19 protein-coding genes and 5 tRNA genes are annotated in these 21,457 nt (G+C 66.2%); 11 read left to right on the forward strand and 13 right to left on the reverse strand.

Annotation, left to right across the window (positions count from 1 at the left end; all coding sequences use genetic code 11):
* Positions 1-16: 16 nt before the first annotated feature.
* The 6 genes from AC56DV_RS21815 (at position 17) to AC56DV_RS21840 (ending at position 3,968) form a co-directional block, all read left to right on the forward strand.
* Positions 17-178 (forward strand): hypothetical protein, encoded by a 162-nt coding sequence (locus AC56DV_RS21815; protein ID WP_496316315.1) that lies wholly within the window; start codon positions 17-19, stop codon positions 176-178.
* A 198-nt stretch (positions 179-376) separates the two neighbouring features.
* Positions 377-751, forward strand: a complete 375-nt coding sequence (locus tag AC56DV_RS21820; RefSeq protein ID WP_496316316.1) for a LiaI-LiaF-like domain-containing protein — start codon at positions 377-379, stop codon at positions 749-751.
* Complete coding sequence (locus AC56DV_RS21825; RefSeq protein WP_496316317.1) at positions 741-1,457, forward strand: LiaF transmembrane domain-containing protein; 717 nt, start codon at positions 741-743, stop codon at positions 1,455-1,457. The genes AC56DV_RS21820 and AC56DV_RS21825 overlap by 11 nt, the downstream gene beginning before the upstream one ends.
* 15 nt (positions 1,458-1,472) lie before the next feature.
* The gene (locus AC56DV_RS21830; RefSeq protein WP_496316318.1) at positions 1,473-2,549 is read left to right on the forward strand and encodes a sensor histidine kinase; all 1,077 of its coding nucleotides are present in this window, start codon (positions 1,473-1,475) and stop codon (positions 2,547-2,549) included.
* 4 nt (positions 2,550-2,553) lie between these two features.
* Positions 2,554-3,312: a LytR/AlgR family response regulator transcription factor gene (locus tag AC56DV_RS21835; protein ID WP_496316319.1), complete on the forward strand. Its 759-nt coding sequence runs from the start codon at positions 2,554-2,556 to the stop codon at positions 3,310-3,312.
* Positions 3,309-3,968: a hypothetical protein gene (locus AC56DV_RS21840; protein ID WP_496316320.1), complete on the forward strand. Its 660-nt coding sequence runs from the start codon at positions 3,309-3,311 to the stop codon at positions 3,966-3,968. Before AC56DV_RS21835 ends, AC56DV_RS21840 begins: the two co-directional genes overlap by 4 nt.
* A 20-nt stretch (positions 3,969-3,988) precedes the next feature.
* Here AC56DV_RS21840 and AC56DV_RS21845 read toward each other — a convergent pair whose 3' ends face one another.
* The 6 genes from AC56DV_RS21845 to AC56DV_RS21870 form a co-directional block, all read right to left on the reverse strand.
* Positions 3,989-6,307 carry an ATP-dependent DNA helicase gene (locus tag AC56DV_RS21845; protein WP_496316321.1) on the reverse strand — a complete coding sequence of 773 codons (2,319 nt, stop codon included), beginning with the start codon at positions 6,305-6,307 and terminating at the stop codon, positions 3,989-3,991.
* Positions 6,304-7,947 (reverse strand): VRR-NUC domain-containing protein, encoded by a 1,644-nt coding sequence (locus tag AC56DV_RS21850; RefSeq protein ID WP_496316322.1) that lies wholly within the window; start codon positions 7,945-7,947, stop codon positions 6,304-6,306. Before AC56DV_RS21850 ends, AC56DV_RS21845 begins: the two co-directional genes overlap by 4 nt.
* A gap of 89 nt (positions 7,948-8,036) precedes the next feature.
* Positions 8,037-8,576, reverse strand: a complete 540-nt coding sequence (locus AC56DV_RS21855) for a phasin family protein (protein ID WP_496316323.1) — start codon at positions 8,574-8,576, stop codon at positions 8,037-8,039.
* A gap of 71 nt (positions 8,577-8,647) precedes the next feature.
* Positions 8,648-8,842 (reverse strand): hypothetical protein, encoded by a 195-nt coding sequence (locus AC56DV_RS21860; protein ID WP_496316324.1) that lies wholly within the window; start codon positions 8,840-8,842, stop codon positions 8,648-8,650.
* A gap of 16 nt (positions 8,843-8,858) precedes the next feature.
* Positions 8,859-10,742 carry an ATP-binding protein gene (locus AC56DV_RS21865; RefSeq protein WP_496316325.1) on the reverse strand — a complete coding sequence of 628 codons (1,884 nt, stop codon included), beginning with the start codon at positions 10,740-10,742 and terminating at the stop codon, positions 8,859-8,861.
* Positions 10,743-10,866: 124 nt separating this feature from the next.
* Positions 10,867-11,286, reverse strand: coding sequence for a winged helix-turn-helix transcriptional regulator (locus AC56DV_RS21870; RefSeq protein ID WP_496316326.1), 420 nt, complete (start codon positions 11,284-11,286; stop codon positions 10,867-10,869).
* Between the two features lie 111 nt (positions 11,287-11,397).
* On the opposite strand from AC56DV_RS21870, the gene AC56DV_RS21875 reads away from it, so the two are divergent.
* The gene (locus tag AC56DV_RS21875) at positions 11,398-12,249 is read left to right on the forward strand and encodes an SDR family oxidoreductase (RefSeq protein ID WP_496316327.1); all 852 of its coding nucleotides are present in this window, start codon (positions 11,398-11,400) and stop codon (positions 12,247-12,249) included.
* Positions 12,250-12,277: 28 nt separating this feature from the next.
* Here AC56DV_RS21875 and AC56DV_RS21880 read toward each other — a convergent pair whose 3' ends face one another.
* Positions 12,278-13,282 (reverse strand): zinc-dependent alcohol dehydrogenase family protein, encoded by a 1,005-nt coding sequence (locus AC56DV_RS21880; protein WP_496316328.1) that lies wholly within the window; start codon positions 13,280-13,282, stop codon positions 12,278-12,280.
* A gap of 99 nt (positions 13,283-13,381) precedes the next feature.
* Here AC56DV_RS21880 and AC56DV_RS21885 point away from each other — a divergent pair, with 99 nt between their 5' ends.
* Positions 13,382-14,272 (forward strand): LysR substrate-binding domain-containing protein, encoded by an 891-nt coding sequence (locus tag AC56DV_RS21885; protein ID WP_496316329.1) that lies wholly within the window; start codon positions 13,382-13,384, stop codon positions 14,270-14,272.
* 49 nt (positions 14,273-14,321) lie between these two features.
* Here the strand turns inward: AC56DV_RS21885 and AC56DV_RS21890 are convergent.
* The 6 genes from AC56DV_RS21890 to AC56DV_RS21915 form a co-directional block, all read right to left on the reverse strand.
* Positions 14,322-14,406 (reverse strand) — tRNA-Leu (locus AC56DV_RS21890).
* Between the two features lie 98 nt (positions 14,407-14,504).
* On the reverse strand, positions 14,505-16,007 hold the full coding sequence (locus AC56DV_RS21895) for a S41 family peptidase (RefSeq protein ID WP_496316330.1): 1,503 nt from the start codon (positions 16,005-16,007) through the stop codon (positions 14,505-14,507).
* A gap of 115 nt (positions 16,008-16,122) precedes the next feature.
* Positions 16,123-16,207, reverse strand: a tRNA-Leu gene (locus AC56DV_RS21900).
* Positions 16,208-16,253: 46 nt separating this feature from the next.
* Positions 16,254-16,338, reverse strand: a tRNA-Leu gene (locus tag AC56DV_RS21905).
* A 175-nt stretch (positions 16,339-16,513) separates the two neighbouring features.
* Positions 16,514-16,598, reverse strand: a tRNA-Leu gene (locus AC56DV_RS21910).
* 286 nt (positions 16,599-16,884) lie between these two features.
* Positions 16,885-16,969 (reverse strand) — tRNA-Leu (locus AC56DV_RS21915).
* Positions 16,970-17,302: 333 nt separating this feature from the next.
* Here AC56DV_RS21915 and rnr point away from each other — a divergent pair.
* The 3 genes from rnr to cysE all read left to right on the forward strand — a co-directional run bounded on the left by rnr (position 17,303) and on the right by cysE (position 21,454).
* On the forward strand, positions 17,303-19,777 hold the full coding sequence (rnr, locus tag AC56DV_RS21920; RefSeq protein ID WP_496316331.1) for a ribonuclease R: 2,475 nt from the start codon (positions 17,303-17,305) through the stop codon (positions 19,775-19,777).
* A 67-nt stretch (positions 19,778-19,844) separates the two neighbouring features.
* Complete coding sequence (gene rlmB, locus AC56DV_RS21925; protein WP_057155534.1) at positions 19,845-20,591, forward strand: 23S rRNA (guanosine(2251)-2'-O)-methyltransferase RlmB; 747 nt, start codon at positions 19,845-19,847, stop codon at positions 20,589-20,591.
* Positions 20,592-20,710: 119 nt separating this feature from the next.
* The gene (cysE, locus tag AC56DV_RS21930) at positions 20,711-21,454 is read left to right on the forward strand and encodes a serine O-acetyltransferase (RefSeq protein WP_496316332.1); all 744 of its coding nucleotides are present in this window, start codon (positions 20,711-20,713) and stop codon (positions 21,452-21,454) included.
* Positions 21,455-21,457 lie beyond the last annotated feature (3 nt).

Raw genomic sequence — 21,457 nt, forward strand, 5'->3', positions numbered from 1 at the left:
ACATACGGAGGCCATCATGACGCAGGCAAACCATCCATCGAAGTACGTGGTCCGCGAGTATCTCGAACGCCGTTCGCAGGAAGTTCAGCCTCCTCCAACGCCGGAGGAAATCCGCCGCCAGCTAGGCTGGGGCTTGATGATGTATGACCAGAAAATGAGCACCGGCGACCGCGTCTGACAGTTCGCCGCAGCACTGCCCGCACCGCTACGCAAGGGTCCGCACCGCAAGGTCCGGGCCCTTTTCTTTGCCCTCCCGCCGCGCCATTCGCTGAAAACGGCGTCATTCACCGACGCCGGCACGCCGTTCGCCGAATAGCGCTATCGCATGCCGCGCTTGCCCCGTATTGTTACACCACACATTCACACGGAGGCGGTAATGGGCAAGGAAAACGAGCAGCACTGGCGCAAACAGCTAACCTGGGGCATTATCCTCACCGGCGTGGGCGTGGCCTTCCTGCTCGACCGGTCGGGCGCACTGCACTGGGGCACCGCGTGGCGCTACTGGCCAGCGCTGCTGGTACTGGCCGGCATCAGCAACCTGGTGCCTCCGACCAATGTCAAGCTGGTGCTGGACGGACTGTCGCACATGTTCTTCGGCGCCTGGTTCTACTGCTCGTTCGAGCATGTATGGGGGCTGACCTTTGGCAACAGCTGGCCGCTGCTGCTGATCATGTGGGGCGTGACGCTGGTGCTGAAGCCCGTTCTGCATCATTACTTCGAGTCGAACAAGGAGCATTACGATGGAAAATAAGCGTCCGCAACATGGCCTGGGCCAGGTCCTGATCGGCGTGGCGGTGATCGCCATCGGCTGCGTGTTCCTGCTTGAAAATCTCGGCATCCTCGATTTCGACTACACGCTGCAGTTCTGGCCGGTGCTGCTGATACTGGCTGGCGCGCTGAAGCTGGCGCAAAGCAGCGACAAGGGCGGCAAGGCCATCGGCGGTATGCTGATCGCCTTTGGCGCCGCGATGATCCTGAAGAGCACCGGCCTGCTGTATATCAGCTGGCGCACACTGGCGCCGCTGTTGCTGATCGGGCTGGGCCTGGTGGTCATCTTCAAGGCCCAGCAGGGGCGCAAGCCGCCGCAGATGTTCGACAAGCTGGGCAAGCTGGATGGACCGGCCGACGACGACAGCGTGATCAACGTGACGGCCATCCTGGGCGGCATGGAGCGCCGCATCACCACCAGCGATTTCCGTGGCGGCGAAGTGACCTCCATCATGGGCGGCTGCCAGCTGGACTTGCGTCACGCGTCGATGCAGAGCGAGGCGGTGCTGAACGTGTTCGCCCTGTGCGGCGGCATCGAGATCAAGGTGCCCGACGACTGGACCGTCAGCCTGCAGGGCACGCCGCTGCTGGGCGGCTTCAGCGAAAAGACCTTCCCCAACAAGGATGCCAGCAAGCGCCTGATCATCCGTGGCGTCGCCATCATGGGCGGCCTCGAAGTGCGCAACTAAGCGCTTGCCGCACCGATGCAAGGCCTGATCTCCAGCCGCCGCGGCGCCGCGCTCTACTTGCTGGCCTGGCTGTTCCTGGGCACGGCGCTGGGCGGCGTGACGGTGGCGGTGGAGGATGCCGCCTGGGTCAATGCGATGATCTTCGCCATCCCGGTGATGCTGGTGTACGCGGTCAGCGCCGGCTTCTCCGCCTACTACTTGTGCCGTGCGTATCCGCTGGCCGAACGCGGCGCGGCCAGCGTGCTGCTGGCGCTGGGCGCCGCCGCCATCGTTTCCACGCTGCTGTGGAACGCCGTGGTGCGCGGCTGGAACGAGGCCTGCCTGCTGCCGGACGTGCCGTGGGCGGGCATCGACTTCAAGCCGCAGCTGGCGATCCTGATCTCCGGGCTGGGCGTGCTGCTGTACGGCCTGCTGGCCGCCATCAACTACCTGGTGACCGAGTTCGAGCGGGCGTCCGGCGCCGAACGCCGCGAACTGGAATCGCGCCTGATGGCGCAGGACGCCGAACTGCGCATGCTGCGCACCCAGATCGATCCCCACTTCCTGTTCAACAGCCTGAACTCCATCAGCGCGCTCACGTCGCAGAATCCGAAAGGCGCGCGCGAGATGACCTTGCAGCTGGCCGGCTTTTTCCGCCAGAGCCTGAGCATGGAGGCGCACAAGAAGGTCGCGCTGGACCAGGAGATGGCGCTGCTGCGGCACTTCCTGGCGATTGAGAAAGTACGCTTCGGCGAGCGCCTGGAGGCGAGGGAGGCGATACAGGAGGGGGCTGGCGCCTGCCTGGTGCCGCCGATGATCATCCAGCCGCTGGTGGAAAACGCCATCAAGCACGGCATCGCGCAGCTGCCGGAAGGAGGGTGGGTCGAGGTGGCGGCGCGGCGCAGCGGCTCGCTGCTGCACATCAGCGTGCGCAACGCGGTGGACCAGGACGCATCTGCCGGCGCAGCAAAAGATGGCAACGGCATCGGCCTGGCCAACGTGCGCCAGCGGCTGGCCTGCGCCTACGGGCGCGAAGCGGCCATCCACTGGGCGCGCGAAGGAAGTATATTCACTGTGGCGATTGCCATGCCGGCAGAGACCAAGGAAGGATAGAGACATGCGCATCATCATCGTGGACGACGAAGCACTGGCGCGCGGCGTCGTGCGTGAATACCTGGCGGCGCATCCGGACGTGGAAGTGGTGGCCGAATGCGCCAACGGCTTCGAGGCCGTGAAGGCGATCACGGAACTGGAGCCGGACCTGGCGATACTGGACATCCAGATGCCCAAGCTGGACGGCTTCGAAGTGGCCGAACTGGCGGCCGGCAAGTGCCGTTTCATGTTCGCCACCGCCTTCGACCAGTACGCCATCAAGGCCTTCGAGTACCACGCGCTCGACTATCTGCTCAAACCTTTCAGCCAGCACCGCTTCGACCAGGCGCTGGCGCATGTGCGCGCCAGCATCGGCAAGGCCGACAAGCCCGATAGCGCGTTGCCGGCGCAGGAAGGCCTGGCGGATGTGGTGCGGGACGCGGCGGCGCGCAAGGGGCCGCTGGGCCGTGTGCTGATACGCGACGGCGCCAGGGTGCATGTGATCGCCGCCGGGAAGATCGACTATATCGAAGCGCAGGACGACTATGTGCAGATCCGCAGCGAGGGCAAGTCCTACCTGAAGAACCAGCGCCTGTCCGACCTGGAGAGCCAGCTGGAAGCGGGCAAGTTCCTGCGCATCCACCGTTCTTACCTGCTCAATATCGAATGTATGAGCCGCATCGAGCAGGCCGGCAAGGATAGCCACGTGGCGGTGCTGAAGGACGGCACCCGGCTGCCGATCAGCCGCAGCGGCTACCAGAAAGTGCGCAGCGTGATCCAATGAGAAAACTGACCCATATCCTGCCGGCGGCCCCGGCGGCTACGTTGGCCGCGCTGGTCCTGGCGCTGGCATGGCCGGGCGCAGAGGGGGCGCGTGCGGAAACCCGTCCGCCCAGCGAGGCTGAAATCAAATCCTTTGAAAGCTGGTACAGCCAGCACCCCGGCGGCGGCGCGCTCAAAGCCAGCTACGACATCCAGCGCGGCGAGGGCGCGCGCGACTGGACCGTGACGGCCTGGGCCGAACAGCCGCCGCAGCGCGCGGCGTGGCGCTTGTGCCTGGCGCGTAGCGATGGCTACACCTACGAAGCCAAAGCGCAGCGCTGGAGCGCGAGCGGCCGGCAGCGCCAATACGTGTGGCTGGACCGCTCGTCAGACTGCGGCGTGTCGCCGCAGCGCGTGCACCTCAAGCAGCCGCTCGGCGAGCGCGATATCGTCACGGTGCTGGAGCAGCAAGGCCCGCTGCTGCAAAGCGCGCGCCTGCTATTCGCGGGCAACACGCGCTGCGCCCCGCAGCGCGCCCACAAGTTCGAACTGGCCGCGATCGACGTCACGCCGGACCGGTTCTACCAGCTCACCTATGTGAGCGACCGGGGCGGCAGCGCCGTGGTCACCGTGCGCAAGCGCGCCCGCGAACTCACGGCCTGGGCCGCGCGCTGCTGAGAGGCATCGCCCCGGCCATATCAGCCGATGCGCCACCAGGACGGCAGCAGCGCCTGGATTTCCGGGCGCGCAAAGCGGTCGTCGATCAGGTGCACGGTGCCCCGGTCGGTCTCCGTGCGGATCACGCGGCCGGCCGCCTGCACGATCTTCTGCATGCCGGGGTAGGTGTAGGTGTAGTCGTAGCCTGAACCGAAGATCGCGTCCATGCGCTGGCGGATCTGCTCGTTCACCGGATTGAGCTGCGGCAGGCCCAGCGTGGCGATGAAGGCGCCGATCAGGCGCGCGCCGGGCAGGTCGATGCCTTCGCCGAAGGAGCCGCCCAGCACCGCAAAGCCGATGCCGCTGCTTTCGGCGCTGAAGCGCGCCAGGAACTGTTCGCGGCCCGCTTCGTCCATGCGCCGGGTTTGCAGCCACACCGGCACGCCGGGATGGCGCTCGGCGAACAGCGCGGCGGCTTTTTCCATGTAGTCGAAACTGCTGAAGAAGGCCAGGTAGTTGCCGGGCTGGCGCTGGTACTGCCCGCCCATCAGCTCCGCTATCGGCGCCAGCGAACGGTCGCGGTGCTGGTAGCGCGTGGAGATGTGGCCCGCCACGCGCACCGACAGCTGCTCGGCGATGAAGGGCGATTCGACGTCGATCCAGGCGGTGTTGTCCGGCATTCCCAAGGTGTCGCAGTAGTAGTTCCACGGGCTGAGCGTGGCCGAGAACAGCGCCGTGGAGTGCGCGGCCTCGAAGCGCGGCTTCAGGAACGGCGCCGGGACGATGTTGCGCAGGCAGAGCACGGAGTTGATCCTGGTGCCGGCGCCGCTGACGGTGATGTCGAACAGCGAATGCTGGCCGAAGCTTTCGGCCAGGCGCGCGAAGCCCATGGCGTCGAAATAGAAGCGCTGCAGGTCTTCGTCCACGTAGGCGGGATGCTCGGCGTAGTATTCGCCGATGGCGGTGACCGCCGTTTGCAGCGCGTTCATGAACTTTTCGGGCAGCTCGGCGTGGACCTGGTACTCACCGTCCTGTTCCTTCTCCAGCGCGGACCACTGGCGGTGCACGCGGTCCAGCGGCTTCTTCAGCGCTTCCGGCGCGGTCTTGCGCAGCATGCGCAGGCCGGCGTGTTCCAGCTCCGCCGAGTACATCTTGCGCGCGCGCGACACCATGTTGTGCGCTTCGTCGGCCAGCACGCTGATCTTCCAGTCGTTTTGCAGCGTCAGGCTGTACAGCATGGCGCTGATGTCGAAGTAGTAGTTGTAGTCGCCCACCACCACGTCGGCCCAGCGCGCCAGTTCGGTGCCCAGATAGTAAGGACATACATGGTGCGCCAGTGCGATGTCGCGCACGGCGGCCTTGTCGAGCACCGGCGTGGCGGCGCTGGCGCCGGCGGGGGCCGCGCCGGCGCAGGCGGCAAGGGCGGCGCTGCGGGCGGCGGGCAGGCGGTCGTAAAAGCCTTGCGCCAGCGGGCACGATTCGCCGTGGCAGGCCTTGTCGGGGTGCTCACATGCCGTGTTGCGCGCCACCAGCTCCAGCGCGCGCAGCGGCAGCAGCGGCGCGGACGAACGGATGGTTTCGACAGCGTCCAGCGCCATGCGCCTGCCGGACGTTTTCGCGGCCAGGAAGAACACCTTGTCCAGCTTGTGCTCCGCGCTCGCCTTCAGCAGCGGGAACAGGCTGCCGACGGTCTTGCCGATACCGGTGGGCGCCTGCGCCAGCAGCGAGCAGGCGCGGGTGCTGGCCTTGTACATGGCTTCCGCCAGTTGCCGCTGGCCGGGGCGGAAATCCGCGTGCGGAAAACGCATGGCTTTCAGTTCCGCGTCGCGCTGCGCGCGGTGCGCCATCTCCTGCTCGGCCCATGCCAGGAAGCGGCCGCAATGCAGCTCGAAGAAGGCGCGCAGGCTTTCCGCACCGGCCTGCTCGGTGATCAGCGTTTCCTTCTGGCTGCCGACGTCGAAATACACCAGCGCCAGGCGCAGCTTGTCCAGCCCGCGCGCGAGGCACAGCAGGTGGCCGTAGATCTTCAGCTGGGCCCAGTGCAGCTGGCGGTGGTTGTCCGGCATGCGCGCCAGGTCGCCGCGGAAGGTCTTGATTTCCTCCAGCTGGTTTTGCTGCGGATCGTAGCCATCGGCGCGGCCGCGCACGCGCAACGGGCCGAAGGTGCCGGACAGGCTCACTTCCTTCTCGTAGCTGTCGCCGCGCCGCGAGGCTACCAGCGCGTGGCCGGCGATGCCTTCCTGCGCCGTGGGCGTGGGCGTGAAGCGCAGGTCGAGGTCGCCCGTCTTGGCGGTGAACTCGCACAGCGCGCGCACGGCCACGGTGTAGACGGGGTGGTCGGCGCTCATGCCGGTGCTCATGCCTGCGCCCATTGCAGGTAGCAGACCGTGATCGGCATCTGGTGTTCGGCGCAGTAGCTGATCCAGCGCAGCTGGTTGTCCTGCAGGCGGTCGCCCGGGCCTTTCACTTCGATCATGTGGTAGCGCCGTTCGGCGGGCCAGAACTGGATCAGGTCGGGGAAGCCGCTGCGGTTGGTCTTGATGTCGAGCAGGATGCGCTCGAACCATTTCTTCAGGTGCGCGGCCGGGATGCAGGCCAGCGCCAGTTCCACCAGTTCGGCGTCCAGCGCGCCCCAGAACACGAAGGGCGACTGGATGCCGTCCTTGGCCGCCAGATTGCGGCGTATCGTGTCCAGGTAGCTGCCGTCGTCCAGCTGGCCCAGGCAGGCCGCGAACTGCGGCGCGCGGCGGCGCTGGAAGTCGGCGCTGTGCAGGTCGGCCGGGCCGTGGTGGAAGGGATGGAAGAAGGCGCCCGGTATGCTGGTGAAGATGGCGTCCCAGCACAGCAGTCCGAACAGGGAGTTGATCAGCGCGTTCTCGACGTAGTAGACCGGCGCGTCCTCGCGCGCCAGGTGGTCGCGCACCACGCCTTCCACCCACCAGTCTCCGGCCGGCATCGGCAGCGACAGGTCCAGCCGAACCACGGGCGCGGGCTGCGCGGCGGGCGGCTTGGGATGGCCCAGCTTGCGCTTCAGGCGCGGCAGCATGCGCAGCAGCTGCTGGCGTTCGTGTTCGCTCTCCGGCTGCGCCATGGCTTCCAGCAGCAGCGCGTGCGCGGCGCCGCAGCGTTCGCTTTTTTCCAGCACGCGGATGGCGCGCGCCCGCGCACCCGGATAGGCGCTGGCGGCGTAGATGGCGTGCGCGCCGTCCCAGTCCTGCTGCCTTTCGAGGTGCTGCGCCATCTGGAACAGCAGCTTGTCGCGCCGGCTGTTGAGCCATTCGTTGCCGGTGATGGCGGGCGGCAGGCTGCGCAGCACGTCCTGCGGCGCTTCGCCCTCGGCAAACCGTTCGCGACACTGGTGCAGGGCCAGGTAGTCGTCGATGTCGCGCCGGCTGCGGAAACCGCGCGCGGACGGCGAAAATTCCACCTTCTCGTATTTGTACACGCCCAGGTTGGACAGCACGAACTCGGACCAGTCCTGGTGGTAGTTGCCGAAGAAGATAAGCCGCAGCCGGTCGCACAGCTGCTGCGCCAGCACCTGGTAGACGTGGTCGAAGGCCTCGCCGCACCAGGCCGAAAAGCGGTGCGCGCCGTCGTGGCGCTCGCGCAGCGCGGCCAGCTGCTCGGGCTTGCGCGCGCTCTTTTCATGCCCGCCCAGCTGGAACACGCGCACGATTTCGGGCTTTTGCAGCAGCGCGAACAATTGGTCCAGGGTCAGCACCGGGTCGGCGTCTATCCAGCCCAGCCCGGCCAGCGGACGGGCGGCCTCGTGGGCGCAGCCGATCTCGGCGTACACCAGCTTGCTGGCGCGGAACAGCTCGCCCTTGCGCATCACCATGCGCACGAACAGCGCCCGCGACGCGCGTGGCAGGGTGGGGAATTGGGTGAGAAAAGCGCGTTCCTCGGCAGTGAGCAGGTCGTCGTAGCGCTCGCCGATCCACTGCAGTACCCGGTGGAAGTTGTCCAGGTAATAAAACTCGTTTTCCAGAACTCTGATCATTGCTACGCGCTACGGACTGTATGTGCATACAGTGTAGCGCGTTAGCGGGCCGGGAGCAACCGGCGGCGCCGGCCGTCCCGCGGGTGGGCTTACTTTTCGGTCGGCGTCACCGTGGCGGCGGCTTTGGCGATTTGCGCCTCCACGTTGGCCACGGCCTGGCGGGTGGCGTTGGTCACCTGCTCATAGCCGGCGAAGGCGTTGTCGATGGCTTGCTTGACGATCTGCACCGCGTTTTCGGAACCCGGGCGCACATTCTTGGTCACGTCGCAGATCAGCGCGCTGAGCGTGCTTTTCGCTTCCGTCATGTGGGCGTCGGCGGCGCGGGTGAATTCTTCGCGGATCTCGGCGATGATGCCGCCCAGCTGCTCGTTGTAGGCGGCGGCGTTGGCGATGCCGGGCTGGACTTTGGCGGCGGCCACGGCCATCACGGCTTTCGGGTCGCGCGCCACGCTGATTTCCTTGCCGGCGGCCAGTTGCTCTTGCACGCTGGTCTTGGCGGTCGCCATGTTCAGCGCAACCACCTGCTCCACGCCCTGGACGGCTTTGTTGGTCAGCGTGTTGAAGGTTTCTAACTGGAATTCAAACAGCGCCTTGGTGGTGGCTGCGAACTGCTCTGGACTCGTAAACATTCGTTCTCCTCGGTTATTGGAATAGAACTACTACTTACCGGCCTGCATCAGGGCGTATTGTTATGGCCCCATTATTTGGCATATGCTAATTTTTCGCAACGGCTATCTTTATACGGACGCTCCACCCTTTCCCAGCCCTCGCCGAGCGGGCCTTGCGCGCACACGCGCGAGCCGTCCAGTTTGCTCACCCACCAGTAGAACGGGGCCGGCGCGGCGCCCAGGGCGGTGCAGGACAAGAGCAGGATGGAGGCGAGCAGTGTTTTCATGACGGTCCTAAAAAGCTTAAAGCGGCGCGGCCGGCGGCAGCAGCAGGGTGAACGCGGCGCCATTGCCGGGCTCGCTGGCCAGCTTGATGCGGCCGCCCAGCACGCTGCTGACGATGTTATGCGCGATGTACAGACCCAGGCCGGAGCCCCCGGTGCCGCGCCGCGTGGTGAAGAACGGGTCGTACACGCGGCCCAGGTGTTCGGGCGCGATGCCGTTGCCGTCGTCGGCGTACACCAGCACCACCTCGCCCTTGGCGTTCAGGCTGGCGCTGATGCGCACGTGGCCCTTGCCGCGCCCTTCGAAGCCGTGCGCCAGGCTGTTCTCGAACAGCGTCTGCAGCACCTGGCTCAGCGGGCCGGGGTAGCTGTCCAGTTCCAAATGCCCGGGGATGTCCAGCTCCACCTGCACCGCCACCTTCTTGGCGGACGCTTGCAGCGCGGGCATCAGGCCGGCCACCAGCGGCGCCAGCTTGAAGCGGCTGCGCTGGCCATTGTCGTGATCGACCGCGATGGCGCGGAAGCTGTGCAGCAGTGCCGCCGCGCGCTTCAGGTTGCGCACCACGATGTCGTCGGCCTGCTCGGCCTGGTCCAGATAGGCGTCCAGCTCGGCCTGGCCGGCGCCGCCGGCGATGGCGGTGCGCAGCGCCTGGGTGCGGTCGGCCATGGTGCCCGCCGCCATCAGGCTGTTGCCGATAGGCGTGTTCAGTTCGTGCGCCACGCCGGCCACCAGCGCGCCCAGCGCGGCCAGTTTTTCGCGCCGCACCAGTTCGTCCTGCGTCATGCTGAGGTTGTCCAGCGCCGTGGCCAGCTCGTCGTTCACCTGCTCGGCGCGCTCCTTGGCCTTGCGCAGCTCCGTGGTGCGGTCGGCCACCAGCGCCTCCAGCTGCGTGCGGTGGCGCCGCAGTTCGTCCTCGTGGCGGGTGCGGGCGATGGCGATGCCGGCCAGGTGGGTGGCCACGCCGATCAGGCGCATGTCGCCCGCGCTGGGGCTGCGCACGTCGCGGTAGTACATGGCGAAGGTGCCGAGCACGGTGTCGCTGTCGAGCAGCACCGGCACGGACCAGCAGGCGCGCAAATCGTATTGGGCGGCAATGGCGGCGTACGGCGCCCACAGCGGATCGGTCTGGATGTCGCTCACGATCACCGCTTCTTTGCGGTACATGGCGGTGCCGCAGGAGCCGGCCACCGGACCGATCGGCAGGCCGTCGATGGCGTCCATATAGGCGGCGGGCAGGCTGGGGCCGGAGGCGCTGCGCACCGTGCGGCCGTCCAGGTCGAGCAGCAGGATGGAGCACAGCACGCCGGGCGATTGCGCCTCGATCAGCAGCATCAGCTTGTCCAGCGTGGTTTTCAGCGGGGCACCGCGCGCCACCAGTTCCAGCAGCTGGTTCTGGCCTTCGCGCAGCGCTTCGGCGTGCTGGTGGCTGGCCGCGTCCGCCAGGCGCAGCTGGCGCAATTGTGCAATGCTGGCGCTCAGCTCCTCTGCCGAGCGCGGCGCGGGCAGCAGGGTCAGGATCTGTTCCAGCACCGCGCCGGTGCTGAACGGCAGGCGCAGGCTGGCGCTGGCGCCGGCGGCCAGCGCGCGCTGTTCTTCCTCGAGGAGTTCGGCCGCATCGCCGCCGCCTGCCGGCGTCAGCAGGATGATGGGCAGGGCCGGCGTGGCGCTGGCGGCCTGCAGGTAGCCGCACAGCTCGTAGCTGGAACTGCCGGCCTGGGCCGCATCGAGCAGCACCATGGCCACGCCGCCGGCGCGCACCGCGTTGAGGGCGCTGTCGGCGCGGCTGACCGAGAGCAGGCCGAGCCCGGACGTCGCCAGCGCACCTTCCAGCGCAGCCAGGTCAAGGCTGGCGCCGGTAACGATCAGTATGGTTTGCAATTTGATAGGCGGTATCGACGTCATTGCCCGGTCCGTGATGCGGGTTCAAGGACCAAGTGTAGTACAGGATGCCGCGCCTTGGCGATGCAATTGGTAAGCAAATGATGCTGGCAAGATGCCAGCTGCTCGCCGGCGCTCAGGTGGCAGGTCAGGCGGCTTCGGCCTCATCGCTGCCCGCTGCCGCGCGGGCTTCGGCGATCCTCGGATAGTTTTCTTCGATCCAGTCGACCAGCGATTCCAGCCGCTGCGCCAGTTCCCGGCCCATGGGCGTGAGGCTGTATTCCACGCGCGGCGGGATCACCGGATGGGCGTAGCGCAGCACGAAGCCGTCCGCCACCAGCGCTTCCAGGGTCTGCGCCAGCATCTTTTCGCTGACCCCGCCCACCTCGCGGCGCAGTTCGCTGAAGCGGTGCATGCCGTCCAGCAGCACCACCAGCACCAGCACGCCCCAGCGGCTGGTGACGTGGCTGAGCACCGCGCGCGACGGGCACGCGGCCACCATCAGCTGGCCACGGCCGGCTTCGTTGTGCGCGCTCAAGGCGGCGCGCAGGGTTTTCGGTTGGGACATCAGGGCCTCCGGCAGCGGTGGGGGGGGTACTTACTAAAATGTGCGTACTTACAAATGGTAAGTATAGGCGCTAAGATGAATTACTCCAACTGCGAATTGAAAGGAAACACCATGATCGTCATTACCGGCGCCAACGGCCAACTGGGCCAGCTGATTGTTAGCGAACTGCTGAAAACCACGCCGGCCGCCTCCATCGTGGCCGCCGTGCGCGACCCGGCCAAGGCCGCCGGCCTGGCCGCGCTGGGCGTGCAGGTGCGCAAGGCGGACTACAACGACCCTGCCACGCTGGACGCCGCCTTCGCGGGCGCGGAGAAGATCCTGCTGATTTCGTCGAGCGAGATCGGGCAGCGCCTGCCGCAGCACCGCAATGTGATCGAGGCGGCCAAGCGCGCCAATGTGGGCCTGCTGGCCTACACCAGCGTGCTGCACGCGGACACCTCGCCGCTGGCGCTGGCGGGCGAACACAAGGCGACCGAGGAGTTGCTGCGCGCCTCGGGCCTGCGCTACAGCATCCTGCGCAACGGCTGGTACTACGAAAACTACACGGCCGGCCTGGGCGGCGCGCTGGCGCATGGCGTGCTGCTGGGCAGCGCGCAGGCCGGCCGTGTCTCGGCCGCCACGCGGGGCGATTACGCGGCCGCCGCAGTGGCGGTGCTGAACAGTGCCGCGCCCGAGCCGCTGTACGAACTGGCGGGCGACAGCAGCTTCTCGCTGCCGGAACTGGCGGCTGAACTGTCGCGCCAGGCGGGCAAGGAAGTGCCGTACAAGGATTTGCCGGAAGCCGAATACAAGGCCGCGCTGCTGGGCGCGGGCTTGCCGGAGTGGCTGGCGTCGCTGCTGTCCGAATCGGATGCGGGCGTGGCGAAGGGCGCGCTGGAAGACAACAGCGGCACCCTGTCGCGCCTGACCGGCCATCCGACCACGCCGCTGTCCGACGCCGTGCGCGCCGCGCTGGCGAAGTAACAGTACGGCGGGTGCAGCGGGCACAGGCTCAATGGGCGATGGCGAGCTTGCCGAAGTGGTGTCCGCCCGCGGCAAGCTCCCCGTACGCTGCGGCGGTGTCGCCGATGCCGTACACGCGGTCGATGGCCGGCACGATGTTGTGCGCGGCGATGGCGCGCGCGGCCTCGGCCAGGTCGGCCACCGATCCGGTGTTGTTGCCTGTCACGCGCAAGGCCTTCACGATGATGGGAAGCAGGTCGATCGACGCTGCCGTGCCGGCCACAAAGCCCACCGTGAACACGGTGCCGCCCATGGCCGCTGCATTCAGCGAGCGGGAGAAGGTGGCGGCGCCGGCGGTTTCCACCACCAAGTCGGCGCCGCGCCCGCCGGTCAGCTTCAGTACTTCCCCGTCCCAGCCCGGCGTGGCGCGGTAGTTGATCAAATGGTCCGCGCCCGCCTGCCGCGCGCGCTCCAGCTTGGCGTCCGACGACGACGCCAGGATGACCGTGGCGCCGGACGCCTTGGCGAACTGCAAGGCGAAAATGCTCACGCCGCCCGTCCCCAGCAGCAGTACCACGGAACCCGGCCGCAGCTGCGCCGAGCGCACCGCATTCCATGCCGTGGTGGCGGCAATCGGCAGCGCCGCGCCGTGGATGAAATCGAGGTGCGCGGGCAGGGCGACCAGGCTGCTGGCCGGCACGGCGACGTACTCGGCCAGCGATCCCGGCAAGGTCAGGCCGCGCATGGCTGCCACATTGTGCGGCGTGATGCCGCCGCCTTGCCAGTTCGGCATGAAGTGCGGAATCACGCGCTCGCCCACCGACCAGCCGCTGACGCCGGCGCCCAGTGCGGCAATCTCGCCGGCGCCGTCCGCCACCGGCACCAGCGGAAAGGCCGGTGCGGGGAACTTGCCGCTGGCGATGGCCACGTCCAGATAATTCAGCGTCGCGGCGCGCATGCGCACCAGCACCTCGCCGGCGCCCGGCGTGGGATCGGGCAGCTCGGCCTGGCGGAAAGCGTTGAGGGCGGGGGCGGTCAGTTGGATGGCTTTCATAATGGTCCTTCTTGGAGTGCTGGAAAGCCTCAGTTTTATTTAAAATCCGGCTGAGATAAACTGCATTCATATTGATGCATTTTCAACCGGAGCTTTTAAATGGACCTGCTGGAGAGCATGAAGGTTTACGTCCTGGCGGTGGACAAGGGCAGCCTCAGTGCTGCTGCGGCGGCCAGCGGCATCTCGGCGACGATGGCGGGGAACCATCTGCGCATGCTGGAGCAGCGCCTCGGCATGCGCCTGCTGAACCGCACCACGCGGCGCCAGTACCTGACCGCCTTCGGCGAGGACTACTACCAGCGCTGCAAGGAGATCCTGCGGCTGGTGGCCGAAACCGATGCGCAGGCGCAGAACCTGCAACTGGCGCCGGCAGGCAAATTGCGCGTTACAGCGCCCGTCACGTTCGGCGCCGAAGCGCTGATGCCGGCCTTGTCCGGCTACCTTGAGCGCTATCCGCAGGTGGATGTGGACGTCGTGCTGAGCGACCGCGTGGTGGACCTGGTGGAAGAGGGTTGCGAGGCGGCCATCCGTATCGGCAACTTGCCGGACTCCGCGCTGGTTGCCAGGCGGCTGGCGCCTTACCAGCTGATGATTTGCGCGTCGCCCGGCTACCTGGCGCGGCGGGGCACGCCGGCCAGTCCGGAGGAATTGAGCGGGCATGAGTGCCTGGCGTTTTCGACGGCCGCGCTGGCGCATTGGCGTTTGACGGGGGAGGGCGGTGAAGGCGGTGACCTGTGCGTGCCGGTGTCCGGCCGCGTGCAGGTCAAAAACGGGCAGGCCTTGCGGGTGGCGGCGGTGCATGGCATGGGCATCGTGCTGCAGCCGGCGATCCTGCTGGAGGAGGATGTGCGCGCAGGGCGCCTGGTGCGGCTGTTTCCCGGACATGCGCTGCCCAGCCGTCCGATGCATCTGGTGTATCTGCAGGACCGCTACCGCTCGCCCAAGCTGCGCAGCTTCGTGGACTTTATGAGTGTACGCTTCGCGGAATGAACGCGGAATGAAAAAAGCCTCCCGAAGGAGGCTTTTCTGCGGAATTCTGTGGTGCCCACGGAGGGACTCGAACCCCCACACCTTGCGGCACATGGACCTGAACCATGCGCGTCTACCAATTCCGCCACGTGGGCACTGTTACTGCGTCTTCCGTAGCGTTGTTCTGCAACAGAAGGCACGCATAGTAAGGGATGGATGAGCCGCCGTCAAGGGCCGGCTTGCCGGGGTGGCTTCAGTGCGGCTTCAGCGCGGCCAGCGTCTCGGTGCGCACCGCCGCGTCGTCGTCCAGGTCCGCCTTCAATACGATGCCGGGCACCAGCGCCTCGTCGTTGCCGCGCAGGCGGTTGCGCCACACTTTCTGCGGCAGCACCAGCACATTGCCGCTCGGGAGCTGGGCGCGGCCGGTGTCGATGTACAGCGTGTCGGCGCCGGTGGTGCGGCCGATGTGGATGGCGCCGGGCACGCTGAGCACCTGGTCGGCGAAGTCCAGGCAGGCGCTGGCGCAGGAGGCGTCGGTCAGCAGCGCCACGGGGCCGCTGTAGCGCCGCAGCTTGCCGCCGCGCCTGGCGATCTCGGCGCGGGTGAGCAGGCGGCCGCCGGGCTGCTCCAGCCAGGTTTCGCCTCTTGCTCTCGCTTCCTGCACCTGCTTGACAAAGGCTTCGGCGCGCCGGGTCTCCGGGCTGTCGGCGCCGTAACGCGTGCTGAAGCCCTTGCTGAACTTGTCCGCCGTCTCCAGCAGCACATCGGACACGCGCCATTGGGCGTAAGTGCGCGGCAGCTTGTCGAGATCCTGCTTGTCGTAGTCGAGTCCGCCGGTGGCTGCGGTGAAGATCTTGTCGCCGATGGCGCTGCTGCCGCCGCCGTTGCCGCGCGTATCGAACACCATCAGGCGCACGCCTTCGAGTTTGCCCAGCGCGGCCAGCATGGCGTCGAATTCGGCGATCTGCTCTTTGGACGGCAGCGAGTTGAAACTGGCCGCGCTGATCCACAGCACGCCGTCCTCGAAGCTGAACTTGTTGCTGCGGCGCTGCTGCTGCGGGCCCTGCTGCGGCGCCTTTTCCCACGGCTGGAAGTAGCGCTGCATGGGGATGCCCTGGTAGGTGATGGGCATGTCCATCACGGCGCCCTCGGCGGTGCGGAACTGGCAGCGCTTGAGCTTGAGATCGGGCAGGGCGGGCACGGTCAGCGCGCCGGCCAGGTACTCTTGCATCTTGCCGGTGGTGCGCCGGTCGATATAGGGCGCCACGTCTTCGGCGAGGATGGCGTCCACCTTGCGCCCGTCGCATTGCAGCAGTTGGGCGCCCAGCGGCGGCAAGGGCGCCGGCCATTCCCTCAGCTGCGCATCCACCACGTAGGCGCTGCCCTGCTTGCGCAGCCGCCAGCCGTTGACCAGCATGGGGTAGCCGCGCCGCGCATTGTCCGAGTACACCAGGTGGCCGTCGCGGAAACCGGTGACGTAGTAGCGCACCGCCGACATCATGGAATCGTAGCTGTTCACGCGCGGCAGCAGCTGCAGCGCTTCCCGGTAGCCTTGCTCGGCCCAGGCCTTGAAGCCGGGATTGCGTTCGTCGATGCTGCCGGGGTGCGCGGTGAGGATGAGCTTGTGGACTGCCTCGATGTCGGCCTTGGCGGCGGCCTGCCAGTCTGCGGCGGTTTTCTCGGCGGCGCCCGCAGCAGCGGCGGACAGGGTGAGCAGCAGGGCGGCGCAGCAGGCGCGGACAGGGAGCGGCAGCATGGGCATCCTTATTGTTAAATGAATAAGGATGCTATGACGTAAATATGCGGGAGTCAACAAACCGGGCGCACAATGAGAAAAAGCCTCCCGAAGGAGGCTTTTTCTGCGGAATTCTTGGTGCCCACGGAGGGACTCGAACCCCCACACCTTGCGGCACATGGACCTGAACCATGCGCGTCTACCAATTCCGCCACGTGGGCAATTGTGCTACTTACTGCGCTACTACAAACATCGAAAACAGAACTGTGGTGCCCACGGAGGGACTCGAACCCCCACACCTTGCGGCACATGGACCTGAACCATGCGCGTCTACCAATTCCGCCACGTGGGCTCTGTCTTCTTTGTCCTTGCTGCGTTGTTCTGCAACAGAGGCACGCATAGTAAGGGCTGCGAGCCATGCCGTCAAGAGCGGAAGCAAGATTTCTCGGTTGTGCGCGCGGCCGGCGCGCAAAGTGGCGCGTAAATGCAAAACGCCTCCCGAAGGAGGCGTTTTTTGCGGAATTCTGTGGTGCCCACGGAGGGACTCGAACCCCCACACCTTGCGGCACATGGACCTGAACCATGCGCGTCTACCAATTCCGCCACGTGGGCACTGTTACTGCGTCTTCCGTAGCGTTGTTCTGCAACAGAGGCCCGAATCTTAAAGGCCGCGGCGGTCTTGGTCAAGCGTCAATTGATGTTTCCGTGAAAATATTTCCTGCGGCCCGCCCAAGCCAGCGCGATTGGAATGCCTGGACTGATGCAAGAACCATGCGGCGCTGTGGGATCAAGCTTGCACGCGGTTTGACGGCTGGCCGTTGCTGAGTGTCAGCAAGTCCGACAAATGCGGTCGACAATGAAAAAAGCCTCCCGAAGGAGGCTTTTTTGCGGAATTCTGTGGTGCCCACGGAGGGACTCGAACCCCCACACCTTGCGGCACATGGACCTGAACCATGCGCGTCTACCAATTCCGCCACGTGGGCACTGATGCTACTAACAGATACTGCATAACAACTTCTGCTATTATAACGACTTGGAGAGTTTCGCGCCAGATGAACGTTGCCGTTCCATACTGCACATCAACTCGCCGTTTCCTCAACGTTGCCGCTGCGGAAGACCAGAATTATAGAGGATTCTTTTGAGAAGTCAAATAGCCTGGAGTAACTTTTTTCAGGCCCCGCCGATACGTACGCCACGGGCCCGCGTTAGGCAAATGGCGCGACCTCCGGTACACTACGCCCTGTTCCATGTCAACGTGGCTGGTCAGGGCGGTACACGATTTTTTCTCCATCAATAATAAAACCATAGAAATACTTTTGAACCAATCTACCCATATCATTCCTAGCCGTGAGGAAATTCTCGGCATCTTCCGCAGCGCCAAGGCGCCGCTCGATCTGCGCGCACTCGCGCTGTCGCTCGATGTCAAGGCCGAGTCCCACGCCGTATTGACGCGCCGTCTGAACGCCATGGAGCGCGACGGCCAGATCGTTTCAGACCACAACGGCTTCTTCGCCCTGGCGGACCACTCCGGCTTCGTGGCCGGGCGCGTGCAAAGCCACCGCGACGGCTTCGGTTTCGTGATCCCGGACGAGCCGGGCGAAGACCTGTTCCTGTCCGAGCGTGAAATGGCCAAAGTGCTGCACGGCGACAAGGTGCTGGCCAAAGTGGTCGGCCTGGACCGCCGCGGCCGTCCGGAAGGCACCATTGTTGAAGTGGTGCAGCGCGCCAACACCCACATCATCGGCCGCCTGCTGAAGGAAAACGGCATGTGGCTGGTGGCGCCGGAAGACAAGCGCATCGCCCAGGACATCATCGTTGAAGGCCCGGTGGGCAAAGCCAAGGTGGACCAGATCGTCACCGTCGAGCTGACCGAGCAGCCGGGCCGCTTCAAGCAGCCGCAGGGCCGCATCACCGAAGTGCTGGGCGCGCTGGACGACCCCGGCATGGAAATCGAAATCGCGGTGCGCAAATTCGGCGTGCCGCACATCTTCTCGGACGCCGCGCTGAAGCAGGCCAACAAGCTGCCGGACCACGTGCGCGACGCCGACCTGGCCGACCGCGTGGACCTGCGCGACGTGCCGATGATCACCATCGACGGCGAAGACGCGCGCGACTTCGACGATGCCGTGTATTGCGAGCCGGTGAAGGTCGGCCGCGCCAACGCCTTCCGCCTGATCGTCGCGATTGCCGACGTGAGCCACTACGTCAAGCCGAACGACGCGCTGGACGCGGATGCGCTCGAGCGCAGCACCTCGGTGTATTTCCCGCGCCGCGTGATCCCGATGCTGCCGGAAAAGCTGTCCAACGGCCTGTGCTCGCTGAACCCGGCGGTCGACCGCTTGACGCTGGTGTGCGACGCCGTCATCACCGCCAAGGGCGAGATCAAGGCTTACCAGTTCTATCCGGCCGTGATCCACTCGGCCGCGCGCATGACGTACAACGAAGTGGCTGCCATCCTGGGCAACACCAAGGGTCCGGAAGCGGCGCGCCGCCCCGGCATCGTGCCGCACCTGCAGAACCTGTACGACGTGTACCACGCGCTGGTGAAAGCCCGCAACGAGCGCGGCGCGATCGACTTCGAAACCACCGAAACCTATATCGTCTGCAACGCCGCCGGCAAGATCGAGAAGATCATCCCGCGCACCCGCAACGATGCGCACAAGCTGATCGAAGAGTGCATGCTGGCGGCCAACGTGTGCGCCGCCGACCTGTTGCTGCGCCACAAGCATCCCGGCACCTACCGCATCCACGCCGGCCCGACCAAGGAAAAGCTTAAGCAGGTGCGCGACTTCCTGAAGCAGGTCGGCCTGAGCCTGGCGGGCGGCGACACGCCGGCCGCCGGCGATTACGCCGAGCTGATGCGCAAGATCAAGGAGCGTCCGGACGCGTCGCTGCTGCAAACCATGCTGCTGCGTTCGATGCAGCAGGCGGTCTACAGCCCGGACAACATCGGCCACTTCGGCCTGGCGTACGAGGCTTATGCCCACTTCACCAGCCCGATCCGCCGCTATCCGGACTTGCTGACGCACCGCGCCATCAAGGCCATCCTGCTGGGCAAGAAGTACGACCCGAAAGTGGCCGATACCAGCGTGCTGAACACGGCCGTGTCGAACGCCACGCGCCGCCAGCAGGCCAAGGACAAGGCGGAAGGCAAGCAGCCGAAAGCGGCCGGCGACCTGACCGTGTGGGACGCGCTGGGCGTGCACTGCTCGGCCAACGAGCGCCGCGCCGACGAAGCCTCGCGCGACGTGGAATCCTGGCTGAAGTGCTACTTCATGCAGGACAAGCTGGGCGAGGAATTCACCGGCATGATCACCGGCGTGACCACCTTCGGCATCTTCGTGCAGCTGCAGGAACTGTTCGTGGAAGGCCTGGTGCACATCACCGACCTGGGCGCGGACTACTTCCAGTTCGACGAAGCGCGCCATGAGTTGAAAGGCGAACGCAGCGGCAAGCGCTACCAGCTGACCGACAAGGTGAACGTGCAGGTGGTGCGCGTGGACCTGGAAACCCGCAAGATCGACCTGCGCCTGGCGCAAGCCGAGCAGGATGCTGCCGGCATTCGCCCGGGTTCCGGCTCCGGCGACGAGCCAGGCAGCGGCCGTAACCGCAAGCAGCCGTCCAAACCGGATACGCGCACCAACGTCAAGCCCGGTCCGAGCGTGCAGTCGCGTACCCCGGCCGCAGCGAAGTCGAAAGGCAGCCAGCCCAAGGCCGCCGCAAATCCGAAGCGCAGCAAGTCCGCAGCCCCGGCAGCCAGGCCAGCCGCCAAGAGCAAGAAGAAACGCTAAGCACCGCAGTTAAGTACTGAACCAGCCGCCCCCCGCTCCAGTGGGGCGGCGTCACAAGAAGATAAGCATGTCCAAGAATAAAATGATTTTCGGCTTCCACGCCGTCACCTCGCGTCTGCGCCACGAAGCTTCCTCGGTAGAGGAAATCTTCGTCGACGTCGGCCGCAACGACCGCCGCATGACCGACCTGGTGGCCAACGCCAAGTCGCTCGGCGTGCGCGTGATGCCTGTGGATTCCACCCGCCTCGACAAGATCGTCGGCACCCACCGCCACCAGGGCGTGATCGCCTTTGCGCAGCAGATTTCGCTGGCGCGCAACCTGGATGAGCTGCTGGACGCCATCGAAGGCCCGCCGCTGCTGCTGGTGCTGGACGGCATTACCGACCCGCACAACCTGGGCGCCTGCCTGCGCGTGGCCGACGGCGCCGGCGCGCACGCGGTCATCGTGCCGAAGGACCGCGCGGTAGGCCTGAACGCCACCGCCGCCAAAGTGGCGTCCGGCGCGGCCGAGAACGTGCCTTACATCACCGTGACCAACCTGGCGCGCACCCTGCGCGACCTGAAAGACCGCGATATCTGGCTGATCGGCACCTCCGACGACGGCGAGAAGAACCTGTACCAGTCCGACTTCACCGGCCCGACCGCGCTGGTGATGGGTTCGGAAGGCGAGGGCATGCGCCGCCTGACCCGCGAGACCTGCGACATGCTGGTCAGCATCCCCATGTTCGGCACCGTCGAGAGCCTGAACGTATCGGTCGCCTCAGGCGTCTGTCTGTACGAAGCGCGCCGCCAGCGCCTCGTCAAAGAAGGCTGATTCCAGCCGTCCGCCGGGGCGCCGCAGCGCCCCGGCAAAACACTCCCCGTTTTTTCAGCTTCGAGCAACCCGCAACCGAATACGCTACCATGCGTTAACGGTCCCAATCCTTCGCCGCCATGTTCCACAACCTGCGCCAAGACATCAACAGCATCATCGAACGCGACCCTGCCGCCCGCAACGGTTGGGAGGTGCTGACCTGTTATCCGGGCTTGCAGGCGATTGTGCTGCACCGCTGGGCGCACTGGTGCTGGACGCGCGGCCTGAAATGGCTGGGCCGCTTCATTTCCTACCTGGCCCGCATCATCACCGGCATCGAGATCCACCCCGGCGCCGAGATCGGCCGCCGCGTGTTCATCGACCATGGCTTCGGCGTGGTCATCGGCGAAACCGCCGTGGTGGGCGACGACTGCACCATCTACCAGGGCGTCACGCTGGGCGGCACCTCGCTGCACACCGGCAGCAAGCGCCACCCCACGCTGGGGCGCGGCGTCATCATCGGCGCCGGCGCCAAGGTGCTGGGCGCGTTCACGGTGGGCGACTACGCCAAGGTCGGCTCCAATGCGGTGCTGCTCAAACCCGTGCCTGCGGGCGCCACGGCGGTGGGCAACCCTGCGCACGTGATCGACAAGGAAGCGGTCAGCGTCAGCCCGTCCGCCAAGCTGTTCTCCGCCTACGGCATCACCGCCAACGGCGACGACCCGCTCATCAAGGCGCTGCGCGCGCTGATCGACCAGGCGGCGGCGCAGGAGCAGCAGATCGAGCGCATGGCCGCCACCATGAAGGCGGCGGGGCTGGATTGTCCATCCGTGCCGGAATGCGATAAATTCGACTCCGCCCAGCTGAACAAGCTGGTGGAGTAATTA

Source organism: Massilia sp. BGA-UO-ETr-WB1 (assembly GCF_059567845.1).